The organism is Cellulomonas sp., assembly GCF_015234515.1.
Lineage (GTDB): Bacteria > Actinomycetota > Actinomycetes > Actinomycetales > Cellulomonadaceae > Cellulomonas.
Genome location: NZ_JADGMY010000023.1, coordinates 311,929 through 329,853, shown reverse-complemented (window position 1 = coordinate 329,853; position 17,925 = coordinate 311,929). Strand labels below are relative to the sequence as shown.

The 17,925-nt window shown below is 72.1% G+C and carries 20 protein-coding genes; 10 read left to right on the top strand and 10 right to left on the bottom strand.

Features of this window, described 5'->3' with window-relative positions; translation table 11 throughout:
* Nucleotides 1–23 precede the first annotated feature (23 nt).
* The 4 genes from IR158_RS10445 to IR158_RS10430 all read left to right on the top strand — a co-directional run bounded on the left by IR158_RS10445 (nt 24) and on the right by IR158_RS10430 (nt 3,642).
* The gene (locus tag IR158_RS10445; RefSeq protein WP_291812685.1) at nt 24–1,118 is read left to right on the top strand and encodes a sensor histidine kinase; all 1,095 of its coding nucleotides are present in this window, start codon (nt 24–26) and stop codon (nt 1,116–1,118) included.
* On the top strand, nt 1,115–1,753 hold the full coding sequence (locus IR158_RS10440) for a response regulator transcription factor (protein ID WP_291812683.1): 639 nt from the start codon (nt 1,115–1,117) through the stop codon (nt 1,751–1,753). Before IR158_RS10445 ends, IR158_RS10440 begins: the two co-directional genes overlap by 4 nt.
* A 123-nt stretch (nt 1,754–1,876) precedes the next feature.
* Nucleotides 1,877–2,272, top strand: coding sequence for a hypothetical protein (locus IR158_RS10435; protein ID WP_291812682.1), 396 nt, complete (start codon nt 1,877–1,879; stop codon nt 2,270–2,272).
* Nucleotides 2,273–2,277: 5 nt separating this feature from the next.
* Nucleotides 2,278–3,642, top strand: a complete 1,365-nt coding sequence (locus IR158_RS10430; RefSeq protein WP_291812680.1) for a DJ-1/PfpI family protein — start codon at nt 2,278–2,280, stop codon at nt 3,640–3,642.
* Here IR158_RS10430 and IR158_RS10425 read toward each other — a convergent pair.
* The gene (locus IR158_RS10425) at nt 3,582–4,556 is read right to left on the bottom strand and encodes a helix-turn-helix domain-containing protein (protein WP_291812678.1); all 975 of its coding nucleotides are present in this window, start codon (nt 4,554–4,556) and stop codon (nt 3,582–3,584) included. The genes IR158_RS10430 and IR158_RS10425 overlap by 61 nt on opposite strands.
* Nucleotides 4,557–4,838: 282 nt before the next feature.
* On the opposite strand from IR158_RS10425, the gene IR158_RS10420 reads away from it, so the two are divergent.
* Nucleotides 4,839–5,651, top strand: coding sequence for an alpha/beta hydrolase (locus IR158_RS10420; RefSeq protein WP_291812676.1), 813 nt, complete (start codon nt 4,839–4,841; stop codon nt 5,649–5,651).
* On the opposite strand, the gene IR158_RS10415 is transcribed toward IR158_RS10420, so the two are convergent.
* Nucleotides 5,628–6,305: a DUF402 domain-containing protein gene (locus IR158_RS10415; protein WP_291812674.1), complete on the bottom strand. Its 678-nt coding sequence runs from the start codon at nt 6,303–6,305 to the stop codon at nt 5,628–5,630. The two genes, IR158_RS10420 and IR158_RS10415, sit on opposite strands and share 24 nt — an antisense overlap.
* Nucleotides 6,306–6,399: 94 nt before the next feature.
* On the opposite strand from IR158_RS10415, the gene IR158_RS10410 reads away from it, so the two are divergent.
* Nucleotides 6,400–6,981, top strand: a complete 582-nt coding sequence (locus IR158_RS10410) for a nucleotidyltransferase domain-containing protein (RefSeq protein WP_291812672.1) — start codon at nt 6,400–6,402, stop codon at nt 6,979–6,981.
* A gap of 253 nt (nt 6,982–7,234) precedes the next feature.
* Here IR158_RS10410 and IR158_RS10405 read toward each other — a convergent pair whose 3' ends face one another.
* Both IR158_RS10405 and IR158_RS10400 read right to left on the bottom strand, forming a co-directional pair.
* On the bottom strand, nt 7,235–8,788 hold the full coding sequence (locus IR158_RS10405; RefSeq protein ID WP_291812670.1) for a hypothetical protein: 1,554 nt from the start codon (nt 8,786–8,788) through the stop codon (nt 7,235–7,237).
* Nucleotides 8,785–9,189 carry a hypothetical protein gene (locus IR158_RS10400; RefSeq protein WP_291812668.1) on the bottom strand — a complete coding sequence of 135 codons (405 nt, stop codon included), beginning with the start codon at nt 9,187–9,189 and terminating at the stop codon, nt 8,785–8,787. The genes IR158_RS10405 and IR158_RS10400 overlap by 4 nt, the downstream gene beginning before the upstream one ends.
* A 667-nt stretch (nt 9,190–9,856) precedes the next feature.
* On the opposite strand from IR158_RS10400, the gene IR158_RS10395 reads away from it, so the two are divergent.
* Nucleotides 9,857–10,315, top strand: coding sequence for a ricin-type beta-trefoil lectin domain protein (locus IR158_RS10395; protein ID WP_291812666.1), 459 nt, complete (start codon nt 9,857–9,859; stop codon nt 10,313–10,315).
* 31 nt (nt 10,316–10,346) lie between these two features.
* Here IR158_RS10395 and IR158_RS10390 read toward each other — a convergent pair whose 3' ends face one another.
* Nucleotides 10,347–10,547 carry a hypothetical protein gene (locus IR158_RS10390; RefSeq protein ID WP_291812664.1) on the bottom strand — a complete coding sequence of 67 codons (201 nt, stop codon included), beginning with the start codon at nt 10,545–10,547 and terminating at the stop codon, nt 10,347–10,349.
* Here IR158_RS10390 and IR158_RS10385 point away from each other — a divergent pair.
* Entirely contained in the window at nt 10,546–12,309 is a 1,764-nt protein-coding gene (locus IR158_RS10385) for an alpha/beta hydrolase (protein ID WP_291812662.1), read from the top strand. The genes IR158_RS10390 and IR158_RS10385 overlap by 2 nt on opposite strands.
* A 50-nt stretch (nt 12,310–12,359) precedes the next feature.
* Here the strand turns inward: IR158_RS10385 and IR158_RS10380 are convergent, their stop codons facing one another.
* From IR158_RS10380 to IR158_RS10370, 3 genes are all read right to left on the bottom strand, one after another.
* Nucleotides 12,360–13,133 carry a bifunctional 2-polyprenyl-6-hydroxyphenol methylase/3-demethylubiquinol 3-O-methyltransferase UbiG gene (locus IR158_RS10380; RefSeq protein WP_291812660.1) on the bottom strand — a complete coding sequence of 258 codons (774 nt, stop codon included), beginning with the start codon at nt 13,131–13,133 and terminating at the stop codon, nt 12,360–12,362.
* 144 nt (nt 13,134–13,277) lie between these two features.
* Nucleotides 13,278–14,246: a methylenetetrahydrofolate reductase gene (locus tag IR158_RS10375; protein ID WP_291812658.1), complete on the bottom strand. Its 969-nt coding sequence runs from the start codon at nt 14,244–14,246 to the stop codon at nt 13,278–13,280.
* A gap of 49 nt (nt 14,247–14,295) precedes the next feature.
* The gene (locus tag IR158_RS10370; RefSeq protein ID WP_291812656.1) at nt 14,296–14,886 is read right to left on the bottom strand and encodes an HD domain-containing protein; all 591 of its coding nucleotides are present in this window, start codon (nt 14,884–14,886) and stop codon (nt 14,296–14,298) included.
* Nucleotides 14,887–14,936: 50 nt separating this feature from the next.
* Here IR158_RS10370 and IR158_RS10365 point away from each other — a divergent pair, with 50 nt between their 5' ends.
* Nucleotides 14,937–15,302: a GNAT family N-acetyltransferase gene (locus IR158_RS10365; protein ID WP_291812654.1), complete on the top strand. Its 366-nt coding sequence runs from the start codon at nt 14,937–14,939 to the stop codon at nt 15,300–15,302.
* A gap of 34 nt (nt 15,303–15,336) precedes the next feature.
* On the opposite strand, the gene IR158_RS10360 is transcribed toward IR158_RS10365, so the two are convergent.
* Nucleotides 15,337–16,002 carry a TetR family transcriptional regulator gene (locus IR158_RS10360; protein WP_291812652.1) on the bottom strand — a complete coding sequence of 222 codons (666 nt, stop codon included), beginning with the start codon at nt 16,000–16,002 and terminating at the stop codon, nt 15,337–15,339.
* A gap of 98 nt (nt 16,003–16,100) precedes the next feature.
* On the opposite strand from IR158_RS10360, the gene IR158_RS10355 reads away from it, so the two are divergent.
* A complete protein-coding gene (locus IR158_RS10355) occupies nt 16,101–17,000 on the top strand; it encodes an SDR family NAD(P)-dependent oxidoreductase (protein ID WP_291812650.1) in 900 nt (299 codons plus the stop codon).
* 249 nt (nt 17,001–17,249) lie between these two features.
* On the opposite strand, the gene IR158_RS10350 is transcribed toward IR158_RS10355, so the two are convergent.
* Nucleotides 17,250–17,795 carry a hypothetical protein gene (locus tag IR158_RS10350; protein WP_291812648.1) on the bottom strand — a complete coding sequence of 182 codons (546 nt, stop codon included), beginning with the start codon at nt 17,793–17,795 and terminating at the stop codon, nt 17,250–17,252.
* Nucleotides 17,796–17,925 lie beyond the last annotated feature (130 nt).

Here is a 17,925-nt window from a genome sequence, read left to right as displayed (position 1 = left end):
CCTCGTCCTGCACAGTGAATCGGGTGAACCGGGCGCTCGCCGTTCTCACCGTGGTCGCCTACCTGACGCTGCCGCTCGGGTCCGCGAGGTCCGCGGAGCTCCTGCCGACGCTGCTGGTGGGTCTCGCGTACGCCGCACTGGCGATCCTGGGGTTCCGCTTCGTCGAGGAGCGTCCTGCCGGGTGGGCGGCCGGGTACGTCGGCGTGCAGCTGGTGCTCGGCTTCGCGGTCTTCTCCCTGTCCGGTGCCGCGGTCGGTGCCGTGCTGCTCCTGGTCGTGCTGGTCGCGCAGGCGGTCCTGCTGCTGCCGCTGCCGGCCGCGGTCGGCGTAGCCGCCGTCGTCCCGCTCGTCCACCTCGGCATGCAGTGGCCGCGCGTGCTCGGCGAGGCCCTGAGCACCCTGGCGGTCAGCACGTTCACGGTGATCGTGATCGAGCTGCTCGTCCGCGAGCAGCGGGCCAGGGCCGAGCTCGCGGCCGCGCACGAGCGCCTGCACGGGTATGCCGCGCAGGCCGAGCAGCTGGCCACCACCCAGGAACGCAACCGCCTGGCGCGCGACATCCACGACGGCGTCGGCCACCACCTGACGGTCGTGCGGATGCTGCTGGCGGCGGCCCGCGCCGTCATCCCCACCGCAGACCCCGATCGCCTCGACGCCATGCTGGCCCAGGCGCAGGACCAGTCGGGACAGGCCCTCGCCGAGGTCCGGCGGTCCGTGGCGGCGCTGCGTGAGCACCGTCCCGTCCTCGCGGACGCGTTGCGGACGCTCGCCGCCGAGGCGACGGAGGCCGGCGTCCCGACCGAGCTGGACGTCCGGGGCAGTGCCCGTCCGCTGCGCGCCGACGTGGACGAGTCCCTCTTCCGAGCGGCCCAGGAGGGCCTGACCAACGTCAGGAAGCACGCGGCCGCCACGCGCACCGCGGTCGTGCTGGACTTCCGCGACGACGACCACGTCCGGCTCGAGGTGCGCGACGACGGTCGCGGCCTGGCGGAGGAGCCGGCGGACGGTTTCGGGCTCGCGGGGCTCCGCGAGCGCATGGCCAACGTCGGGGGGCGCCTCTCCCTCGTCTCCACCCCGCCCGACGGCGTCACCAGCCTCGTCGTCGAGGTGCCCGGGTGACGGTCCGTGTGCTGCTGGCCGACGACCAGGCCCTCTTCCGCGAGGCGCTCACGACCCTGCTGGAGGTGCAGCCCGGGATCGAGGTCGTCGGTGAGGCGTCGAACGGTGAGGAAGCCGTCCGCGCGAGCGCCGCGGCGCGACCCGACGTTGTCCTCATGGACCTGCGCATGCCGGTGCTCGACGGCATCGCGGCCACGGCTCGGCTCCGTGCCGAGCAGCCGGAGGTCCGGGTGATCGCGCTGACGACGTTCGACGACGACGAGGACGTCTTCGCCGCGCTGCGGGCTGGCGCGGTCGGCTACCTCCTCAAGGACGTGAGCTCGGCACGGTTGGTCGAGGCGCTCGTCGCGGCCGCTCACGGGGAGACCGTGCTCCAGCCGTCGGTGGCGGCCAAGGTCGTCGCGCGGGTGGTGCGGATCCCCGCGGACACGGCGCCGTCGACGCACCCGCTGTCCGAGCGGGAGGTCGCGCTGGTGCGGCTGCTGGCCGACGGGCTCAGCAACCGCGAGATCGCCGGCACCCTGTACCTCGCCGAGGGGACCGTGAAGAACCTCGTCAGCAGCGTGCTGTCGAAGCTCGAGGTGCGCGACCGCACGCAGGCGGCCCTGCGGGCCCGGGACCTCGGGATCCTCTGACCATGGGCGGCGCCGGGGTCACTCCCGGAGGGTGACCCGAGGCGTGACGATCGGCACCTGACCGCGGCCGTGGGCCGGTCGACGCTGTCGTGTGTCCGCACATCGGATCCACGAGGAGTCGAGATGAACCACGAAGAGCACGGCACCGCCCGCCACCCGGCGCTGCGGTTCACGCGGCACGCGGCGGAGATGGTGGTCGCGATGGTGGCGGGCATGGTCCTGCTGGAGCCCGTCTGGTCGTTCGCCTGGCCGGCCCTGAGCGAGAGCACCACCGCGCAGGTGCTGGTGATGGCGACGAACATGTCGATCGGCATGGCGGTGTGGATGCGGGTCCGGGGGCACGGGGTGGCGTCCGTCGCCGAGATGGCCGCCGCGATGTACCTGCCGTTCCTGGTGCTGCTGCCGTTCAGCCGGGCCGGAGCCGTGACCGACATGGAGCTGATGACGGCCGGGCACGTGATGATGCTGGCGGCGATGGTCGCCGTGATGCTGCGCCGCCGCCACGAGTACGGGTGGTGAGCCCGGTGCGCGCGTTCCTCAGGGTCGTCCTGCTCGTGCTCGCAGCGCTGGCGCTCCCGGCCGCACTCGGCGGCCCGACGGCCGTCGACACGGTCACCGGCCTCAACGCCGCGCGGACCGACGGCGCGTCCCCGAGCCCGGCGCCGACCGCGTACGACCCGACCAGACCGACAGCGGCCGTCGTGGTCGGGGCCAAGGGTGCCGTCGCGTCCGACGTCCTGGCCCCGTACGAGATCCTCGCCGCCACGGGTGCGTTCAACGTCTACACCGTGGCCCCCGGGAGCCACCCGGTGCCGCTCACCGGCGGGCTCGACCTCGTGCCGGACCTCACGTTCACCGGCCTCGAGGACCTGCTCGGTGGGCCGGCGGACCTCGTGGTCGTGCCGGCGATGCCCGACGTCGGCCGGCCCACGACGAAGCCCGTCACCGCGTGGCTCACGACCCAGGCGCACGGCGGCGCCGTCATCCTCAGCGTCTGCAACGGGGGCGCCGTGGTCGCCTCGGCGGGGCTGCTCGACGGCCACCGGGCCACCGCCCACTGGCTGCGCCTCGACGAGTGGGCCGGCGCCTACCCCGCCGTCGACTGGGTCGCCGGGACGCGGTACGTGGACGACGGTGCCGTGATCAGCACGGCCGGCGTCCTGTCAGGGATCGACGGCACCCTGCACGCCGTGCAGCGGCTGGTCGGGCAGGACGCCGCGGTGCGGGCCGCACGGGCGATCGGCTGGTCGTACGACGCGTCGAGCGGCCCGCCGCGGATGGCGCGGACGCGGCTCGCACCGCCCGACGCGGTCGTCGCCCTCCACAGCGCCTTCGGCTGGGACCGGCCGCGCATCGGCGTCCAGCTCACGGACGGCGTCGGCGAGCTCGAGCTCGCCTCGGTGTTCGACACGTACGCGCAGTCGCTGGCCGCGGACACGGTCGCCGTGGGCGACCGGCCGGTGAGGTCGCGTCACGGTCTGACGTTCGTGCCGCGCACCGCGTCGGTGGCCGGGCTCGACCGGCTCGTCGTCCCGGGCACGACCGGGCCCCGCACCGTCCCCGGCATCGACGTCGTGCACCCCCACGAGCGACCCGGCTTCGCGTACGACGCCGTGCTGCAGGACCTGGCCCGGACGACCGACGTGGCCACCGCGCGGTGGACGGCGAAGGTCCTCGAGTACCCCGTCGACGGCCTGCCGCTCGACGGCCCGTCCTGGCCGTGGGCGCTGACGCTGCGACCGGTCGCGCTCGGCACGCTCGGCGTGCTGGTGGCACTCGGTGTGCTCGGCCTCGTGCGTCGAGGTCCGCACCTGAGCGCACGGCGCGGTCAGGTTCCGGCAGGCTCGGAGAGCGCGATGCGACGCCAGTCCCGCGGGGTGAGCCCGTAGGCCGCCTTGAAGCGACGCGTGAAGTGCGCGGGGTCACGGAAGCCCCAGCGGCGGGCGATCGAGGAGATCGGGACCATGACGTTCGAGGCGCGAGCGAGCTCGTCGTGCGCGCCCACCAGGCGTCGGCCGATGATCCACTGCTCCAGGCTGAAGTCCGCCGCGGCACAGATCCTGAAGAGGTGCCGCTCGGAGATGTTGTGCGCCTGCGCGACCGTGGCGGGCGTCAGGTCGGCGTCGCGCAGGTGCTGCTGGACGTAGGCGCGCACCTGGACCAGCAGCGTCGCCGCGATCGTGCTCCGTGCGAACCTGGCGTCGTGCGCGGCGGACGCGAGCAGGGCACGCAGCAGGTCGACCGAGGCGCTACCGACCGCAGTGGCGGTCGGATCCGCCGTGACCGCGTCGGTGCGGTGTGCCAGACCGAGCAGGTGCCGCTGGAACAGGCCGTAGAGCGGGCTGGTCCTCAGCTGGCGTGAGGCGGTGCGGACGACGTGTGCCGGCAGCCCGACCTGGTCGGCAGGTACGGAGATGCAGAAGGCCGAGCCCAGCCCCCGCCACGCGTAGTCGTACGGCTTCGTCAGGTCGACGCAGATCAAGCCGCCCGTCCCCGCGCGAACGTCGGGGTCGGCGTCGTCGTAGCTGATCAGCGACCGACCGGCCTCCTGGACGGCGATCGAGATCCGGCAGTCCGGGTCGACCCGGAGGTGACGGCTGCCGCGGACCATCCGCATCCCGGAGGCCTGGTTCCGCCACACGTCCACGTCGCCCAGCCGCCAGGCCTCGATACGCGTGAAGACACGGTCCGGGGCGTCGTCGTAGCGGACGTCGCACGGAGCTGTGGTCCCCTCCAGGGCGGCCGAGATCGCCGACAGCCTGTCCGTGGACGCGACGGTCCGGGTGTCCAGCAGCACCACCATGCCACCGCCCCTTCCCCTCGTGGCCGTGGGTCGTGAGGTCGAGGGCGCCGTCCCCGTGCGGGACCCCGCCCTCTGGCTGGTCTGTGGCTGCCAACAGCAGGTCTCTGACGGACCTGCGCAGGTCCGACGGTTCCCCGCTGGACCAGTGTGTACCGCGTCGAGGCCCCAGCGTACGTCGCCGGGGTGGTCGACCACATCCCCCGCCAGAGCCGATCTGTGCCGTTCGACGACAGGCGATCTCTCATCTTCATCGACTCCCCGACAGCCTGAGAGGAACCGATCATGACCACCATCGTGCTCGTGCACGGCCTGTGGATGACCCCGCGCAGCTGGCGCGGCTGGAAGGACCGCTTCGAGGCCGCGGGCCACGACGTCCTCGTCCCGGCCTATCCCGGCTTCGAGGTCGAGGTCGAGGCGCTGCGGGAGAACACTGAGGTGATCGCCCGGCTCACGGTGCCTGAGACCGTCGACCACCTCGCGACGCAGATCGCGGCACTGCCTGAGCCGCCGATCATCATGGGCCACTCCTTCGGCGGCACCCTCACCCAGCTGCTCCTGGCTCGCGGCCTGGGAGCGGCGGGCGTGGTCGTGGACTCCGCACCGACCGAGGGGGTTCACGTGACCCCCCTGTCGCAGGTCAGGTCACTGTTCCCGGCACTGCGGAACCCGGCGAACGCGCACCGGGCCGTGGCGTTCACACCCGAGGAGTTCCACTACGCGTTCGCGAACACGCTCTCGCGCGAGGACTCCGACGCGGTGTGGCGCGAGTTCGCGATCCCCGCGCCGGGCAGCTGGGTGTGGGCCTACGGCCTGATCGCGAACCTCAAGCCGGGCAAGCAGGAGACGTGGGTGGACTACGACGCCGATCGTGCGCCCCTGCTGTTCATCGGCGGCGAGAAGGACCACATCATGCCGCCCTCGGTGAACAGGTCGAACGCGAAGCACTACGCGAAGTCGCCCGCCCTCACCGAGTACCACGAGTTCCCGGGCCGCTCGCACTGGATCTGCGCCGAACCGGGCTGGGAGGAGGTCGCGGACCACGCCCTGGCCTGGGCGCTCGAGCACGCCCGCTCAACGCCGGTCCCGGCGCCGTAGGCGGTGCCGTCCGGGGAGGTGTCGCACCGCGCTCGCCGCCCTGCTCTGCGCCTGCTCACCTGGGCCCGGGTCGCGCTCTCCCGGCCGCCAGGTCGCCCAGGTGAGGTCCCACGGCGGGTCGCCGCGCTCGATGTCGGCGATCACCGCCTCGCCGGTGGCCCTGACGGCGGCGGCCTCCCTCGCCGTCAGGACCCCGTGCTCCACGGCCGCGACGAGCTCGTCCTCGTCCTTCCACCGCCACCACGACAGGTCGGGCGCGACGAGGATGTCGAGCACGTGGTCGAGGGTCTCGAAGCCGTCGGCCGTGCGTCGCAACGGTTCCTGCAGGTTCACGTACCAGGCGCTCACCTCCCGCTCGTCGGGGGTCGACAGCCGCCACACCTCGAAGGGCTGGCCGACGCGACCGATCCGCAGACGACCGGGCGGCTGCCACACCTTGTCGCGCAGGGTCCAGCGCCTGCCCGCCATGATCCGCAGGTAGTCCGTGCGCTCGGACGGGTCGATGGGCTCCCGCGTCACGCTGCCGGCGGCCTGGTGCAGGACGAGCCGGTCGGGATCGTCGACGACCACCGTGACAGGGCGTTCCGTCCACAGCAGGCCGTCGACGACCTCGCGGACCACGACGCTCTCGCCGGGTCGGAAGCGCTCGCTCATCGGCCCATCCTCGCGGACCGGTCCCTGCGCGCGCCTCCACCGCCCCCGCTACGTTGACCGGTGAGCCGGGCCCGCCCGCGGAGGGGAGCGCACGTTGACCGACCCGGACGAGGGCGTGGCGAGTGACGGCACCATCCGCACGGGCGCGCGCCGGGACCGCGTGCCCGGCGTCTTCGAGGACGTCCTGAGGGACGCCGTCGCCCTCGTCGGCGAGCCGGGGGCGTCCCTGTACCTCTACGGCTCCGTCGCCACCGGCTCTGCGCGTCCCGGGTCGTCGGACGTGGACCTGCTGTCGATCGACCTGCCCGACGCGGCCGTCGTCGGGCGACGCCTCTCGGCCCGCTACGCCGACCGGTGCCGGGGAGTCGAGGTCGCGGCCGCCGCGAGCGAGGAGCTCGCAGGTGACACCGACGCCGCCTACGGCCTGCGGGTCTTCCTCCGCCACTACTGCGTTCATCTCACCGGCCCGGATCCAGCCGCCGGCCTGACGGCCTACCCGGCCGACGGTGGTCCGAGATCGAGCCCGGACTCGCCGGCCCGCTCACGTCGCTGCACCGGTGGGTCGACGGAGAGCATCCCCGTCACGTCAGGACGTCCAGCGCGCGCTCGACGGCGACGGAGTCGTCGCGGCCGTCGTGGACCGCTTCAGCAGCGTGATCGGGCTCTGGCCGGATGACGTCGTGGACCAGTAGCGCCCCTCATGGCGGGCAGCCTGCAGCGAGAGTCGCTCTGCCACAGCCCGCCCGGGCCAGGACCGGGTTCGGCCCGGGGCGAGCACGAGCCGGTCTTCACGGCAGACCATGACGCCGCTCAGTCGAACCGTGCTGCATCTCGACAGTCCACGTCGATGGCGGGTGTCGAGATGCGCGAGTGATCGACCGACGTCGAGCGTCGTACCCTGACCAGCCGCGCGATCGATGACCGGGTCGTCAGGGCGCGTCGAATGTCCCCGGGCGGGGCTCCCACGGGAACCGTCCCTCATGGACCGGTAAGCCGAGGGCGCCCAGCGCCGCGTCCATCACGGCGGCGCTGCTGGCCGTGCCGCGCGTGCGAAGACGACTCTCCCCGAGAACGACATCGATCATGACCGTCGAGGGCCACAGCGGGGAACGCTTGAGGCTGAGGCTCGAGTAGAGGAGCGGCACGTACTGTCTCGCCGCTGCGCCACTCAGGACGTCGGCCGCTCCCGCCAGAGCCTGCTGCAGATGAGCCGGCGCGCCGTGCACCGAGATCGAGGTGGCGCTGGTCAGGCCGGGAAGCGCGCTCAACAACGGTCGCAGCTCGTCAAGGTCGGATTGCGCGAGCACCGCTCGGAGGACTCGTGACAGCACGTCGACTCCCATGGCTGACGGCCAGAGCCCTGGCTGGTCGGTACGGTCCAGGGTCGTCCGGACCCACCTCACACGTTCGTCGCGGTCGACGGTCACCCGGAGGTCGAAGCGGTGCGCGCCATCGGACACGCCCTGCCACCGGTGCTCGACGGCGTCCTCGGACAACCGGTTCTGAGCGCAGCCGGGGGTGTCCCTACCTGGGCCGAACACCTGCGCGGTGAAGTCGTCTGCCCTCGGATACACCTCGACCGCGTTCAGCTCGGCCCACGTTCGCCACCAGACGAGCGCGATACGCACTGCCGTCCGCAGCTCGTCCGCCGCGATCGTCCAGTCCCCGACCGTCCTGGCGTCCGGATCTCGCTGCGCGGCGATGCCAAGGGTGTTGTTCTCGCGACACAGGAGGCTCCGCCCTCCCCAGGGGTCGCGGAAGTGGAACCTCCCCGCACCGTCCGCGCCCAGCCCTGAGACGAAGTGCAGCCCACGCCCGGTCGACACCCCGAGGAGGATGGGGCGGGCCTTCTCCGCGAGGCGTGCGAGCCGCTCTGTCTCGACGGAGTACCGGTACGGAATCCTCCGCAGGTCGGGAAGATGGTCACTGTTGATGACGCATACCCACGGCGTCGACTGTGCCTTCCTGTACACGTCGAGCCAGATCGCCTCGGGGTACATGCCGTCATCGGTCCGGTATGCCAGCACGCGTTCGTCGTAGATGTCGTCCGGCATCTCCTGCGCAGGCGGGACGTACGGGGCTTCCCCGAAGTCGCCGGGCGCATCGTCGCGATCGACCACTGCACCGAGGAGCCGGGGCGCGAGCGCGGGCTGCGTGACCGTCGCGTGACGGCCGCCAGCGTCGCGGAGTGTGATCAACCCCGTGAGATCGTCGGCGCCCAGGTAGGCCACGGTCTCGACGCCTGCCCCGGTGCGGATCACGAGCACGGGATCGGTGTCGATGCCGTGCTCGCGCCGGCGGCTGAGCCACCGGAGGAGCCAGTCCCCTTGGCACCCGTCTGCGTCGAGCTGGTGCAGGCGCGCGGGGCCGCGGGGCATGCCGACGACGTAGACGGCAGCGGTCTTGCCGGTCCGGCTCTGCCAGAGGTCGACGGCCGCAACGAGGGCCGCGACGACCGCCACGTCGGGCGGGTCGCCGGTCACCGGAACACCAGCATGGTCCACACGCCCACGCTCACGAGCGTCGCGGCGAGCAGCAGCGCGGCCGCGATGTTCACTCGTCGCATCCTGCTCCTGAGGTACCTGGCCCTGCTGGCGTCGAAGTCCTGCATCGGCACGGCGGCGAGCAGAGGTTGGCACGCCCAGAGCGACACTGCCGCCGCTCCCACCAGCAGTGCCGCCGGCAGGACGGTCATGGCTCTGCCGAGCAGGGACTCGGGCTGGGCCGACTCGAGACCCAGGTACTTCAGCACCGCGAAGTAGACAGCCACGCCTCCTGTGGACGTCGTCAGCAGCGACGCCGAGAACCGCCGGATCGCCTCCACCGACTGCTTTCGTGCTTCGTCGTAGACGACGGGCGCCGGACCGGGGACGTCCTCACCCACATGGCGTGCGTCGACGTCGTTCCCCGCCGCCGGTTCCGGCTTACCGACCACCGCGCACGAGGCAACCAGGTACCCGGCGGGTGCCGTCAGCGGGAGGAGGACATCGGCCAGGACATGATCACGGGGACACTCCAGGGTCACCTTCCTCGAGTGCGGGATGGTGTCCCCTGGTCCGCCGAAGACGATCGGCTCGGGTTCCAGGTGCACATCGACAGGGACGACGTGCTCATCGCCGCACGCAGGGCAGATGTAGTGGGCCCTCTGCCGCCGGAGCTCCGAATGGTCTGGCATGGCTCTCTCCTGAGGCGGTCAACAAGGAGGTATAGCTCCGGCCCGCTTGTCTCCAGCATCCCACCGGGGAGGGCTGCGTCCAGTGATCGGGGTGACCGGCACGAGGGAGCCACCGCGTACGAGAGTCGGGGCCGGCCGGTGCGGCGCCCCCGGGGTCGTGATGTCGATGGTCCGCTCGCGGGTGCCTGCTGCGGGTGTGATCTCGAGGCCGTCGACGTGCGGCTCAATCCGGGGCCGATTCTCAAAGGACTCTGCATCGCGACGAGGACAGTGGGTAGTGCAACGTTCCACTATCTCCACGGATCGACGTCACCGCCGACGTCGTCAGGCGTCGGCGCGACCGCCCGGTCTCAGCCTCGCGAGAAGGAGCCCGACGATGGTGCGCAAGATCATCTCGACGCTGGCGGCATCCGCCCTGCTGGCCCTCAGCCTGTTCGGCGCGGCACAGCCGGCACAGGCCGCCGCGCCCGGCGGCGAGCTGCGCAACAAGGACACCGGACTGTGCGTCGACCGCCGTGAGCACCCCGAGCGGCCGGTGGCGGCGTTCACCACGAAGTGCGACGGTTCCGCCACGCAGCGCTGGGTCTACTCGGCGGTGGACCAGACCATCCGCACCCCGGACGGCCGGTGCCTGGCCACCGGAAGCTCCTCCGGGATCTTCGTCACGGCCTGCGACAGCGGTCTGCTGGTGCGTTGGGGGCAGACGTCCGACGGCCGCATCCACCAGCTCGACTGGGGCATCGGCTGCATCGAGGACTTCCGCACGGACACGCTCACGTGGGGGGCCTGCACCAACAGCCCCAACGAGGTCTGGTCGTCGCTGGCGACCGTCTGACACTGACGAGGTGGGAGGGCGCGGCCTGCTGCTACGCCGCGAGGACCTCGGGGAGGTCGCCGAGGCCCGCGACGTCCCCGACGTTCCTCGTGAACAGCACGGCACCGTGGGCGTGGGCCGTGCACCCGACGACGCGCTGCTGGCGGCCCGTCCGAGCCGGTGCGATGCTCGGGTGACGGCGTGCGCGGCCCTGTCCGGGGCGTGACGTCACCGCCCCGGGGGAGGCGCGCATGACGCAGCGTCCGGGCGAGGTCGCGCCCCTGTCCGGGGCCACCCGCACGGCGTCGGGGGTCTCCCCCACGGGCGACCGGCACCAGGCGGGCACGGACCCGCGGCGGCGACGTCGACGACTCCCCCGGCCCCCGCACCCCGCAGGGCTCGCGATGGGGACGCTGTTCGCGGTGGTCGCGATGACGCCCTCCCTGCTGCCGCGCGACTGGCTCTACCAGGGGCTCGTGTCCGGGATCTCCGGGGCGCTGGGGTACGGGGTCGGGGTCGCGCTCGCCCGGGTCCTGCGGTTCGTGCCCGCGTGGCGCCGCCTCGTGCAGACGGCACGCGGACGGGTCCCGTCGGCGCTCGCCTCCCGGCTGGTGCCGGCGCTCGTCGCCGCCGTGGCCGTGGTCGTCATGCTCGTGGTGGGCGCCCGTTGGCAGAGGGCGATGACGGCGGCCATCGGCATGCCGCCGCCCTCGACCCTCGACTGGCTGCGGGCCGGGCCACTGCTCGTGCTCATCGCGGCCGCGTTCGTCCTGGCGGCGCGCGGGGTGTGGTGGGTGAGCCGCCGCGTCGACGCGCTCCTGGAGCGGCGGCTGAGGTGGCCGCACGCGGTGGCGTCCGTGGTCGCGACGGTGGTCGTGCTCGGCGGGGTCGTGATCGTCAACGACGTCCTGCTGCAACGTGCGCTCGGGGCGGCGGACGCGGCGTTCGCCGCACGCAACGACCGCGACCACCCGGGCGTGGAGCGTCCGTCGGTGGCCGAGCGCTCCGGTGCGCCGGGGTCGCTCGTGGCGTGGGGGTCGCTCGGTCGCGAGGGCCGCCGCTTCGTCGCCGGGGGTCCGAGCGCCGACGAGCTGCGGACGGCCGCACCGGGCGCCGCACCGACGACGCCCGTGCGCGTCTACGTCGGCATCGAGAACGCCGACACGCCCCGTGAACGCGCCGCCCTGGCGGTCGAGGAGCTCGAGCGCACCGGCGCGTTCGAGCGGCAGGTGCTGCTGCTGGTGACCACGACGGGCAGCGGGTGGGCCAACAACTCCGCGGTCGAGTCCCTCGAGCTGATGTACGCCGGGGACACCGCGGCGGTCGCCACCCAGTACTCGTACCTGCCGAGCTGGCTGTCCTTCCTCTTCGACCGCGCCCGGGTCAGCGAGGAGTCGCGGGCCCTGCTCGCGGCCGTCGAGGCGCACCTCGCCGGGCTGCCCGCCGACGAGCGCCCGCTGCTGCTCGCCTACGGCGAGAGCCTGGGCTCGTACGGCAGCGAGACGGCGTTCACGTCCCTGGCGGACATCCGCGAGCGCACCGACGGGGTGCTGTGGGCGGGGCCGCCGGACGCGAACCCCGTCTGGCACGCCCTGGTCGAGCGGCGGGACCCCGGGACGCCCGCCGTGGCGCCCGTCTACGCGAGCGGCCTGCTCGTCCGCTTCGCGGGCGACGCCGCGCAGATCGCCGTGCCGACGACGCCGTGGGAGCCGCCGCGGGCCCTGTACCTGCAGCACGCCGACGACCCGGTCGTGTGGTGGAGCCCCGACGTGCTGCTGTCCGCGCCCGACCGACTGCGCGAGCCACCCGTCGGCACCGACCGCCCGACGATGCGGTGGTTCCCCGTGGTGACGTTCTGGCAGCTGACGTTCGACCTGCTCAACGCGAAGTCGGTGCCCGACGGGTACGGGCACAACTACGACGGGCTGGTCCTCGACGGGTGGGCGGGCGTGGTGCCGCCCGACGGGTGGACGGCCGCCGACACGGAGCGGGTGCGCGCGGTGCTCGCGCGGTGAGCCTGTCGCCTACTCCTCGCGCGTCACACCCGCTCCCCCGCCGTCCCAGGTCAGGGCAGCGGGCCGGTGCGCGACGACGTGCGCCCGTCGAGGAGCCGGTACACCGATACGTGCGACCTGGAGTCGGCGGTGAACGCGGCGCCGCTCCAGTCCGCGTGCCGGCTCTCCAGCCCGAACCCGGCGAGCTGGCCCATGAGGTCGAGCTCCGCGGGCCACACGTACCGGTGAGGGCTGCGGAACAGGTGCGCGTCGCGCCCCTCAGCGAACCAGACGTGGTGGGACTCCACGCGCTGCTCGAGCACGTCGTACGTGTCGATGCCCAGGTACCCGGGCTCGGCGCGCCACACCGTCGCCCCCACGCCGGGCGGGAGCACCCGCAGCCGCGGCACCCACAGCTCGATGACGAACCGCCCACCCGGTGCCAGGTGCCGGGCGGCGTTACGGAAGCACTCGACCTGCTCGGCCTGCGTGAGCAGGTTGGAGATGGTGTTGAACACGAGGTAGACGAGCGAGAACCGACCCGGTGCCCGGGCCGTCGCCATGTCGCCGATCACCACGGGGACCGTCGCCTCGTCGACCTTCGTGCGGAGCACGTCGACCATCGGCTGCGACAGCTCGATGCCCGTCACGGGCACCCCTCGCCCGGCCAGCGGCACGGCGACCCGACCGGTGCCGATCGCCAGCTCGAGCGCGGCACCGCCGTCCGCGAGCGCGACGAGCCTGTCGACCGTCGGCCCGAGCACCTCGGGCGCGAACATGCCGGTGCCGGGTGTGTCGTAGCTCGCCGCGGTGTCGGCGTCCCAGATCTCCTGCTCCTCTGCCACGAGTCGACCGTGGCACCGGTCGACGCCGCACGTCCACGGGTTTGTCCGGTGGGCTGGCGGCCGAAGGCGACGCGGCCCTCGTGGCTGAGCTTGGGTTACTCCGAGGTCAGGTCGTCGCCCATGGAGGATCCGCTTCCTGGCTCCTCACCGTGTGTGGTGCACGCGGTCCACGTGGCGAGTGGTGGTCCCGGCTCGCCGGAGCAGCTTCCTGAGGTCGGCCGCGAGCTCGATGGAAGCGTCGATCTCGTCGCGTCGGATCGAGACGCTCTCGACGTTGAAGCCGAACGGGATGCCGAGGCCGCGGCAGTAGGCGATCAGGTCCGTCGCCGTGGCCAGGGCGTAGTCGAGCGACGCCTGGAGGGTGTCCTCGGCGTGCACCAGCTCGTTCTCGAGCCACCGCGGAAGATCGACACCCAGCCAGTTGAGGAACCGCATGGTCTTGACGGATCCGCACACCGAGAGCGTGAAGATGATGGGAGCCGGGGGAACGTCGGGGCGCCGCGTGCACTCGTAGTAGTAGTCGGAGACAAGATTCTTGGCGGCATTGGCGTCGTAGACCACCTGGGTGACGAAGAACGAGCATCCCGCGGACTGCTTCGTGAGCAGCCGCACGTGCTCCTCACCGTTCCGGGTGTGACGTTCGGGGATGGCGACGCCCCCCAGCAGCAGGTCCGGCCGGACCTCGGTCCGCATTGCTTGTGCCCTGACCAGGGTCGTCTTCACCGGCGTCTCGCGAGAAGACGCCCCGACGAAGACGGTCAGCGTCTGCCGGGCGTCCTGAGCACACAGCCACGTCTTCAGCTCCGAATCGTCGTACTTGCCGACGGAACGGTAGACGACGACCGGCGCGTGGAATTTCCGCAGATGCCGTTCCAGGTAGTCCCCGGGGTCGATGGTCGGCAAGAACGGAAAGGGACGCTCCTCGGGGTTCCGGTCGCTCTCCTCGTCGATGTCGTAGAGAACGAGAGCGTCGAGCTCCAGCGGTCGGAGGCGTGCAGCCGTGGCGTCCGCGATCTCCTGAATTCTCGCCGGCGGTGTCGTCGCCCGGGGCGGGGTCAAGGCAAAGAAGAGGAGCTCCGCGTCCCGCTCCAGGAGTCGCGTCTGCAGGTCCACCCGGGGACCGTACCGCAGCAGCATTTGCCGCAGCCCGGCCCGTCCACCGTCAACCGGTGATCGGGTGGCTGTTCTGGAACGCCAGTCGCTGGTCTGCTCCGGCAGCCAGTTGGCCGAGATGGTCGTCCAGGTCGAGGAAGACCTGCCACGGCTCGTGTCCGGATGCCTGGACCAGGCGGTCTATCAGCAGCTGCTCCAGCTCAGGGACGCGCTTGGCCTTCCATGTCTTGTCCGCGACGCTGACGAGGAGGTCCTCCACCTGGATCCCTGGCCCGTCCCAGTCGCCGTGGGTCGCGGCGAAGCGGGCCAGCGACGGGTCGACTCCCGCATCGAGCAGCAGCTGCTGCCCGGCTCGCTCGTGCAGGGAGCCGGGCCCCGACAGCTCCTCGACGTGCCGGACCTTGCCGATGTCGTGGGTGGCGGCGCCGAAGAGCACGGCATCCCGGTCGAAGGTGACGGCGGGGTGCTGCCCGGCGAGCCACGCGCTGAGCTGAGCAGCGACATCGTGGACCAGCCGCAGGTGCGCTGCCAGGCGTGGTGGCGCCGCAAGTTCGACGAGCAGGTCGGCGCACGCCTGAGGCAGGGGTGCCACGGGCGGGTCGCCCGGATCCTCAAGAGCCCGCTGCAGCCTCGTGCTCACGCGACACTCCTTCCACGTCACCCTCAACTGTGCCCGATACCGTCGTGCGCATGCCCGGGTTCGCCGATTTCCGTCCCGGTGAGAAGCATCGCCCGGTGCAGGTCGCCGTGCGGCCGGCAGTACGGGGTGATGTCGACGCCATGCAGGAGATCCAGCGACGGGCGGGCAGGCCGGCCCATCCGGATGCGTACCGCCGTGCGGTGGAGAACCCGGACTGCTGCGTCCTCGTCGCAGAGTGCTCGTCACACGCGGGCGACCCGATCATCGTCGGCTGGGCCCAGACGTACCTCCACGCCGCGGCAGTGGATGCAGCCCCCACAGGTCACTACCTCGGCGGCGTCACGGTCGACCCCTCGTGGCGGCGAAGAGCGCGGGGGTGGGCGCTGTGGAAGGCCCTCATCACGATGGACCGGTAGCACGACGACCCCGGCGGGTCTGCGCACGGCGAGCTCAGTCGCGCGGCACCAGGCCCAGGAGCGTCGACGTGAGGGCGAGCCGCAGGGCGTCCTGCAGGTCGAGGTGGAGCACCGCGAGCGCGGGCTCGTCCGCGTAGGCGGTGAGGACGCTGGCCGGCGGCGGGATGTACGCCGACAGGGCGCCCGCCGACACGAGGCTCATCAGGCAGAACGTCCGCGCGCCGTCGCCGAGCTCCGGCACGTGGCGACGGACGAGCTGGGACATCTCGTCGAGCAGCGCGAGCGAGGACCGCTTGTGGCGCTTGACCACCTCGGTGGAGACGTTGTGCTCCAGGACGCCGCCCTGCGCGCCGAAGAGGTCGCACAGCACGGGCCGGCGCGCCAGCGACCGACTGACGACCTCGGCGAGCAGGCCCGCCCGGAGCTCGGGTGAGACATCCGGCTCGATGCCCGCCGCCAGCTCGTCGGCCAGCTCGGTCAGCCAGGTCGCGAGGAAGTCGTCGAGCAGCTCGAGCAGGACAGCCTCGCGGGACTCGAAGTACCGCAGGACGTTCGACTTGGCCAGGCCCACGCGACGGCTGAGCTCGTTGAGGCTGACGTCGGCCACGGGCATCTCGTCGAGCATCGCGGCGGCCGTGTCCAGGATCGCGCGACGGCGGATCGCCCGCTGCTCCTCGCTTCGCGCCCGTTGGAACGTCACGCGCCCAGGCTAACTTAGAGACCGCCGGTCCGTTGACAGCAGACCACCGGTCCCTTACGTTCGGACCACAACAGACCGGCGGTTTCTTAGGAGTGTTCATGAGCGAGGCCTGGACCGAGCAGCACATCCCCGACCAGCACGGGCGGGTGGCCGTCGTGACCGGCGCCAACTCCGGGCTGGGCTTCGAGACGGCTCGGATGCTCGCCGAGCACGGTGCGAGCGTGGTCCTCGCCGTCCGCGACGTCGAGAAGGGCAAGCAGGCGGCCGCGCGCATCCAGGGCGACGTGTCCGTCCAGGCCCTCGACCTGGCGTCCCTCGCGTCGATCCGCTCCGCGGCCGCCGACCTGCGCGCCACCCACCCGCGAATCGACCTCCTGGTCAACAACGCGGGCGTGATGCACACGCCGAAGCAGACCACCGCCGACGGCTTCGAGCTGCAGCTCGGCACCAACCACCTCGGTCACTTCGCCCTCACCGGCCTGCTGCTGGACCGGCTCCTGCCCGTCCCCGGGTCACGCGTCGTGACCGTCAGCAGCACCGGCCACCGCCTCCGCGCCGCCATCCACTTCGACGACCTGCAGTGGGAGCGGTCGTACAGCCGCGTCGCCGCCTACGGCCAGGCCAAGCTCGCCAACCTGATGTTCACCTACGAGCTGCAGCGCCGGCTCGCGCCCCACGGCACCACCGTCGCGGTGGCATCCCACCCCGGCGTGTCCCGCACCGAGCTCACCCGCCAGGCGCACGTCGCGGCCCGGGTGGTCCTCGGCTGGCTCGCTCCCCTGTTCCAGCCGGCCGAGATGGGCGCCCTCCCCACCCTGCGCGCGGCCACCGACCTGGGCGTGGTCGGCGGGCAGTACTACGGGCCCGGCGGACGCAGGGAGATCCGCGGGTACCCGAAGGTCGTGACCTCGAGCCCCGAGTCCCACGACCGGGCCACGCAGCAGCGGCTGTGGAGCGTCTCCGAGGAGCTCACGGGCGTGACGTTCCCCGTGGGGTGAGGTGCACTCACCTCCGGCCCTCGTGGGACCGTCGCGCGATGGAGACCATGCCGGGCCTGGGCGTCGACCAGGTGAGACGCAGGGCCGCTACGGCCGAACCCTCGGCACTCTTGTCGAGGCGCGGGACGGATTCACTGTTCCTGGGCGGGCCACCGTGAACGGCAGCGCGCCAAGGGTGCCGTCGGTCAGAGAACGGTGCAGCGGCAAGAGGCTTCGGCGCCTGCTTCGAGCCACGAACCGAGGTCGCTACTACTGCTTCTCCGTGGCAGTGAACTCATCTGCCGGGAACCCCAGTCGCAGCATCGTCTCCGAGGTGAAGACGACCATGATCTCGTCGCCGCCGACGAAGGTCTTGCCATCCTCGACGGGCATACCAGCGACGAACCACACCGGGCCCGACGCGAACTCGAGACGAATCGCCACCGGCACCTCGACAGTCCTGGCCGGCTCCGCGATGCGCCCATCGGAGTACCTCGCGGGGCCGTACTCCCACCGATCCCAGAAGGTGTCGACCGCTGAGACCGGCTGCCCGGCGCGCGTCGTCCACTCGGGGTGGGGCGTGACTGCCCACCTCTCCGGGCCGGCATCGTCATCGCCCGACACGAGGAACCTCGTCATCGGCTCGGGGAAGACCTCGACCCCGTAGGTGTCGAACGTGTTGGTCCACGTCACCGCGACGGGCCCGGAGCTGGTCGTCAGGTCCACGCCCAGGACGGCGTGGTGCCAGTCGCCGTAGTCCCACTCCCGAGGCTCATCGCTGAAGTTGTGAATGTCCCAGTACTCGACACCCTCCACGACGACCCCGACCAGGGCAGCGGTCTTCCGGTCCTACTCCTCCCTCAGGCTCACCGAGCAAACGATGGGCCATACGCGCACGTCGCACAGGAGACACGCCCGAAGGCAGTGCGCGGCGCGGCCATCGACG

What these genes read in the sequence shown, in the direction of transcription:
- IR158_RS10435 (WP_291812682.1), top strand. Translation starts at nt 1,877, where the DNA reads ATGAACCACGAAGAGCACGGCACCGCCCGCCACCCGGCGCTGCGGTTC.
- IR158_RS10425 (WP_291812678.1), bottom strand. Translation starts at nt 4,556, where the DNA reads ATGGTGGTGCTGCTGGACACCCGGACCGTCGCGTCCACGGACAGGCTG.
- IR158_RS10420 (WP_291812676.1), top strand. Translation starts at nt 4,839, where the DNA reads ATGACCACCATCGTGCTCGTGCACGGCCTGTGGATGACCCCGCGCAGC.
- IR158_RS10415 (WP_291812674.1), bottom strand. Translation starts at nt 6,305, where the DNA reads ATGAGCGAGCGCTTCCGACCCGGCGAGAGCGTCGTGGTCCGCGAGGTC.
- IR158_RS10395 (WP_291812666.1), top strand. Translation starts at nt 9,857, where the DNA reads ATGGTGCGCAAGATCATCTCGACGCTGGCGGCATCCGCCCTGCTGGCC.
- IR158_RS10385 (WP_291812662.1), top strand. Translation starts at nt 10,546, where the DNA reads ATGACGCAGCGTCCGGGCGAGGTCGCGCCCCTGTCCGGGGCCACCCGC.
- IR158_RS10390 (WP_291812664.1), bottom strand. Translation starts at nt 10,547, where the DNA reads ATGCGCGCCTCCCCCGGGGCGGTGACGTCACGCCCCGGACAGGGCCGC.
- IR158_RS10365 (WP_291812654.1), top strand. Translation starts at nt 14,937, where the DNA reads ATGCCCGGGTTCGCCGATTTCCGTCCCGGTGAGAAGCATCGCCCGGTG.
- IR158_RS10355 (WP_291812650.1), top strand. Translation starts at nt 16,101, where the DNA reads ATGAGCGAGGCCTGGACCGAGCAGCACATCCCCGACCAGCACGGGCGG.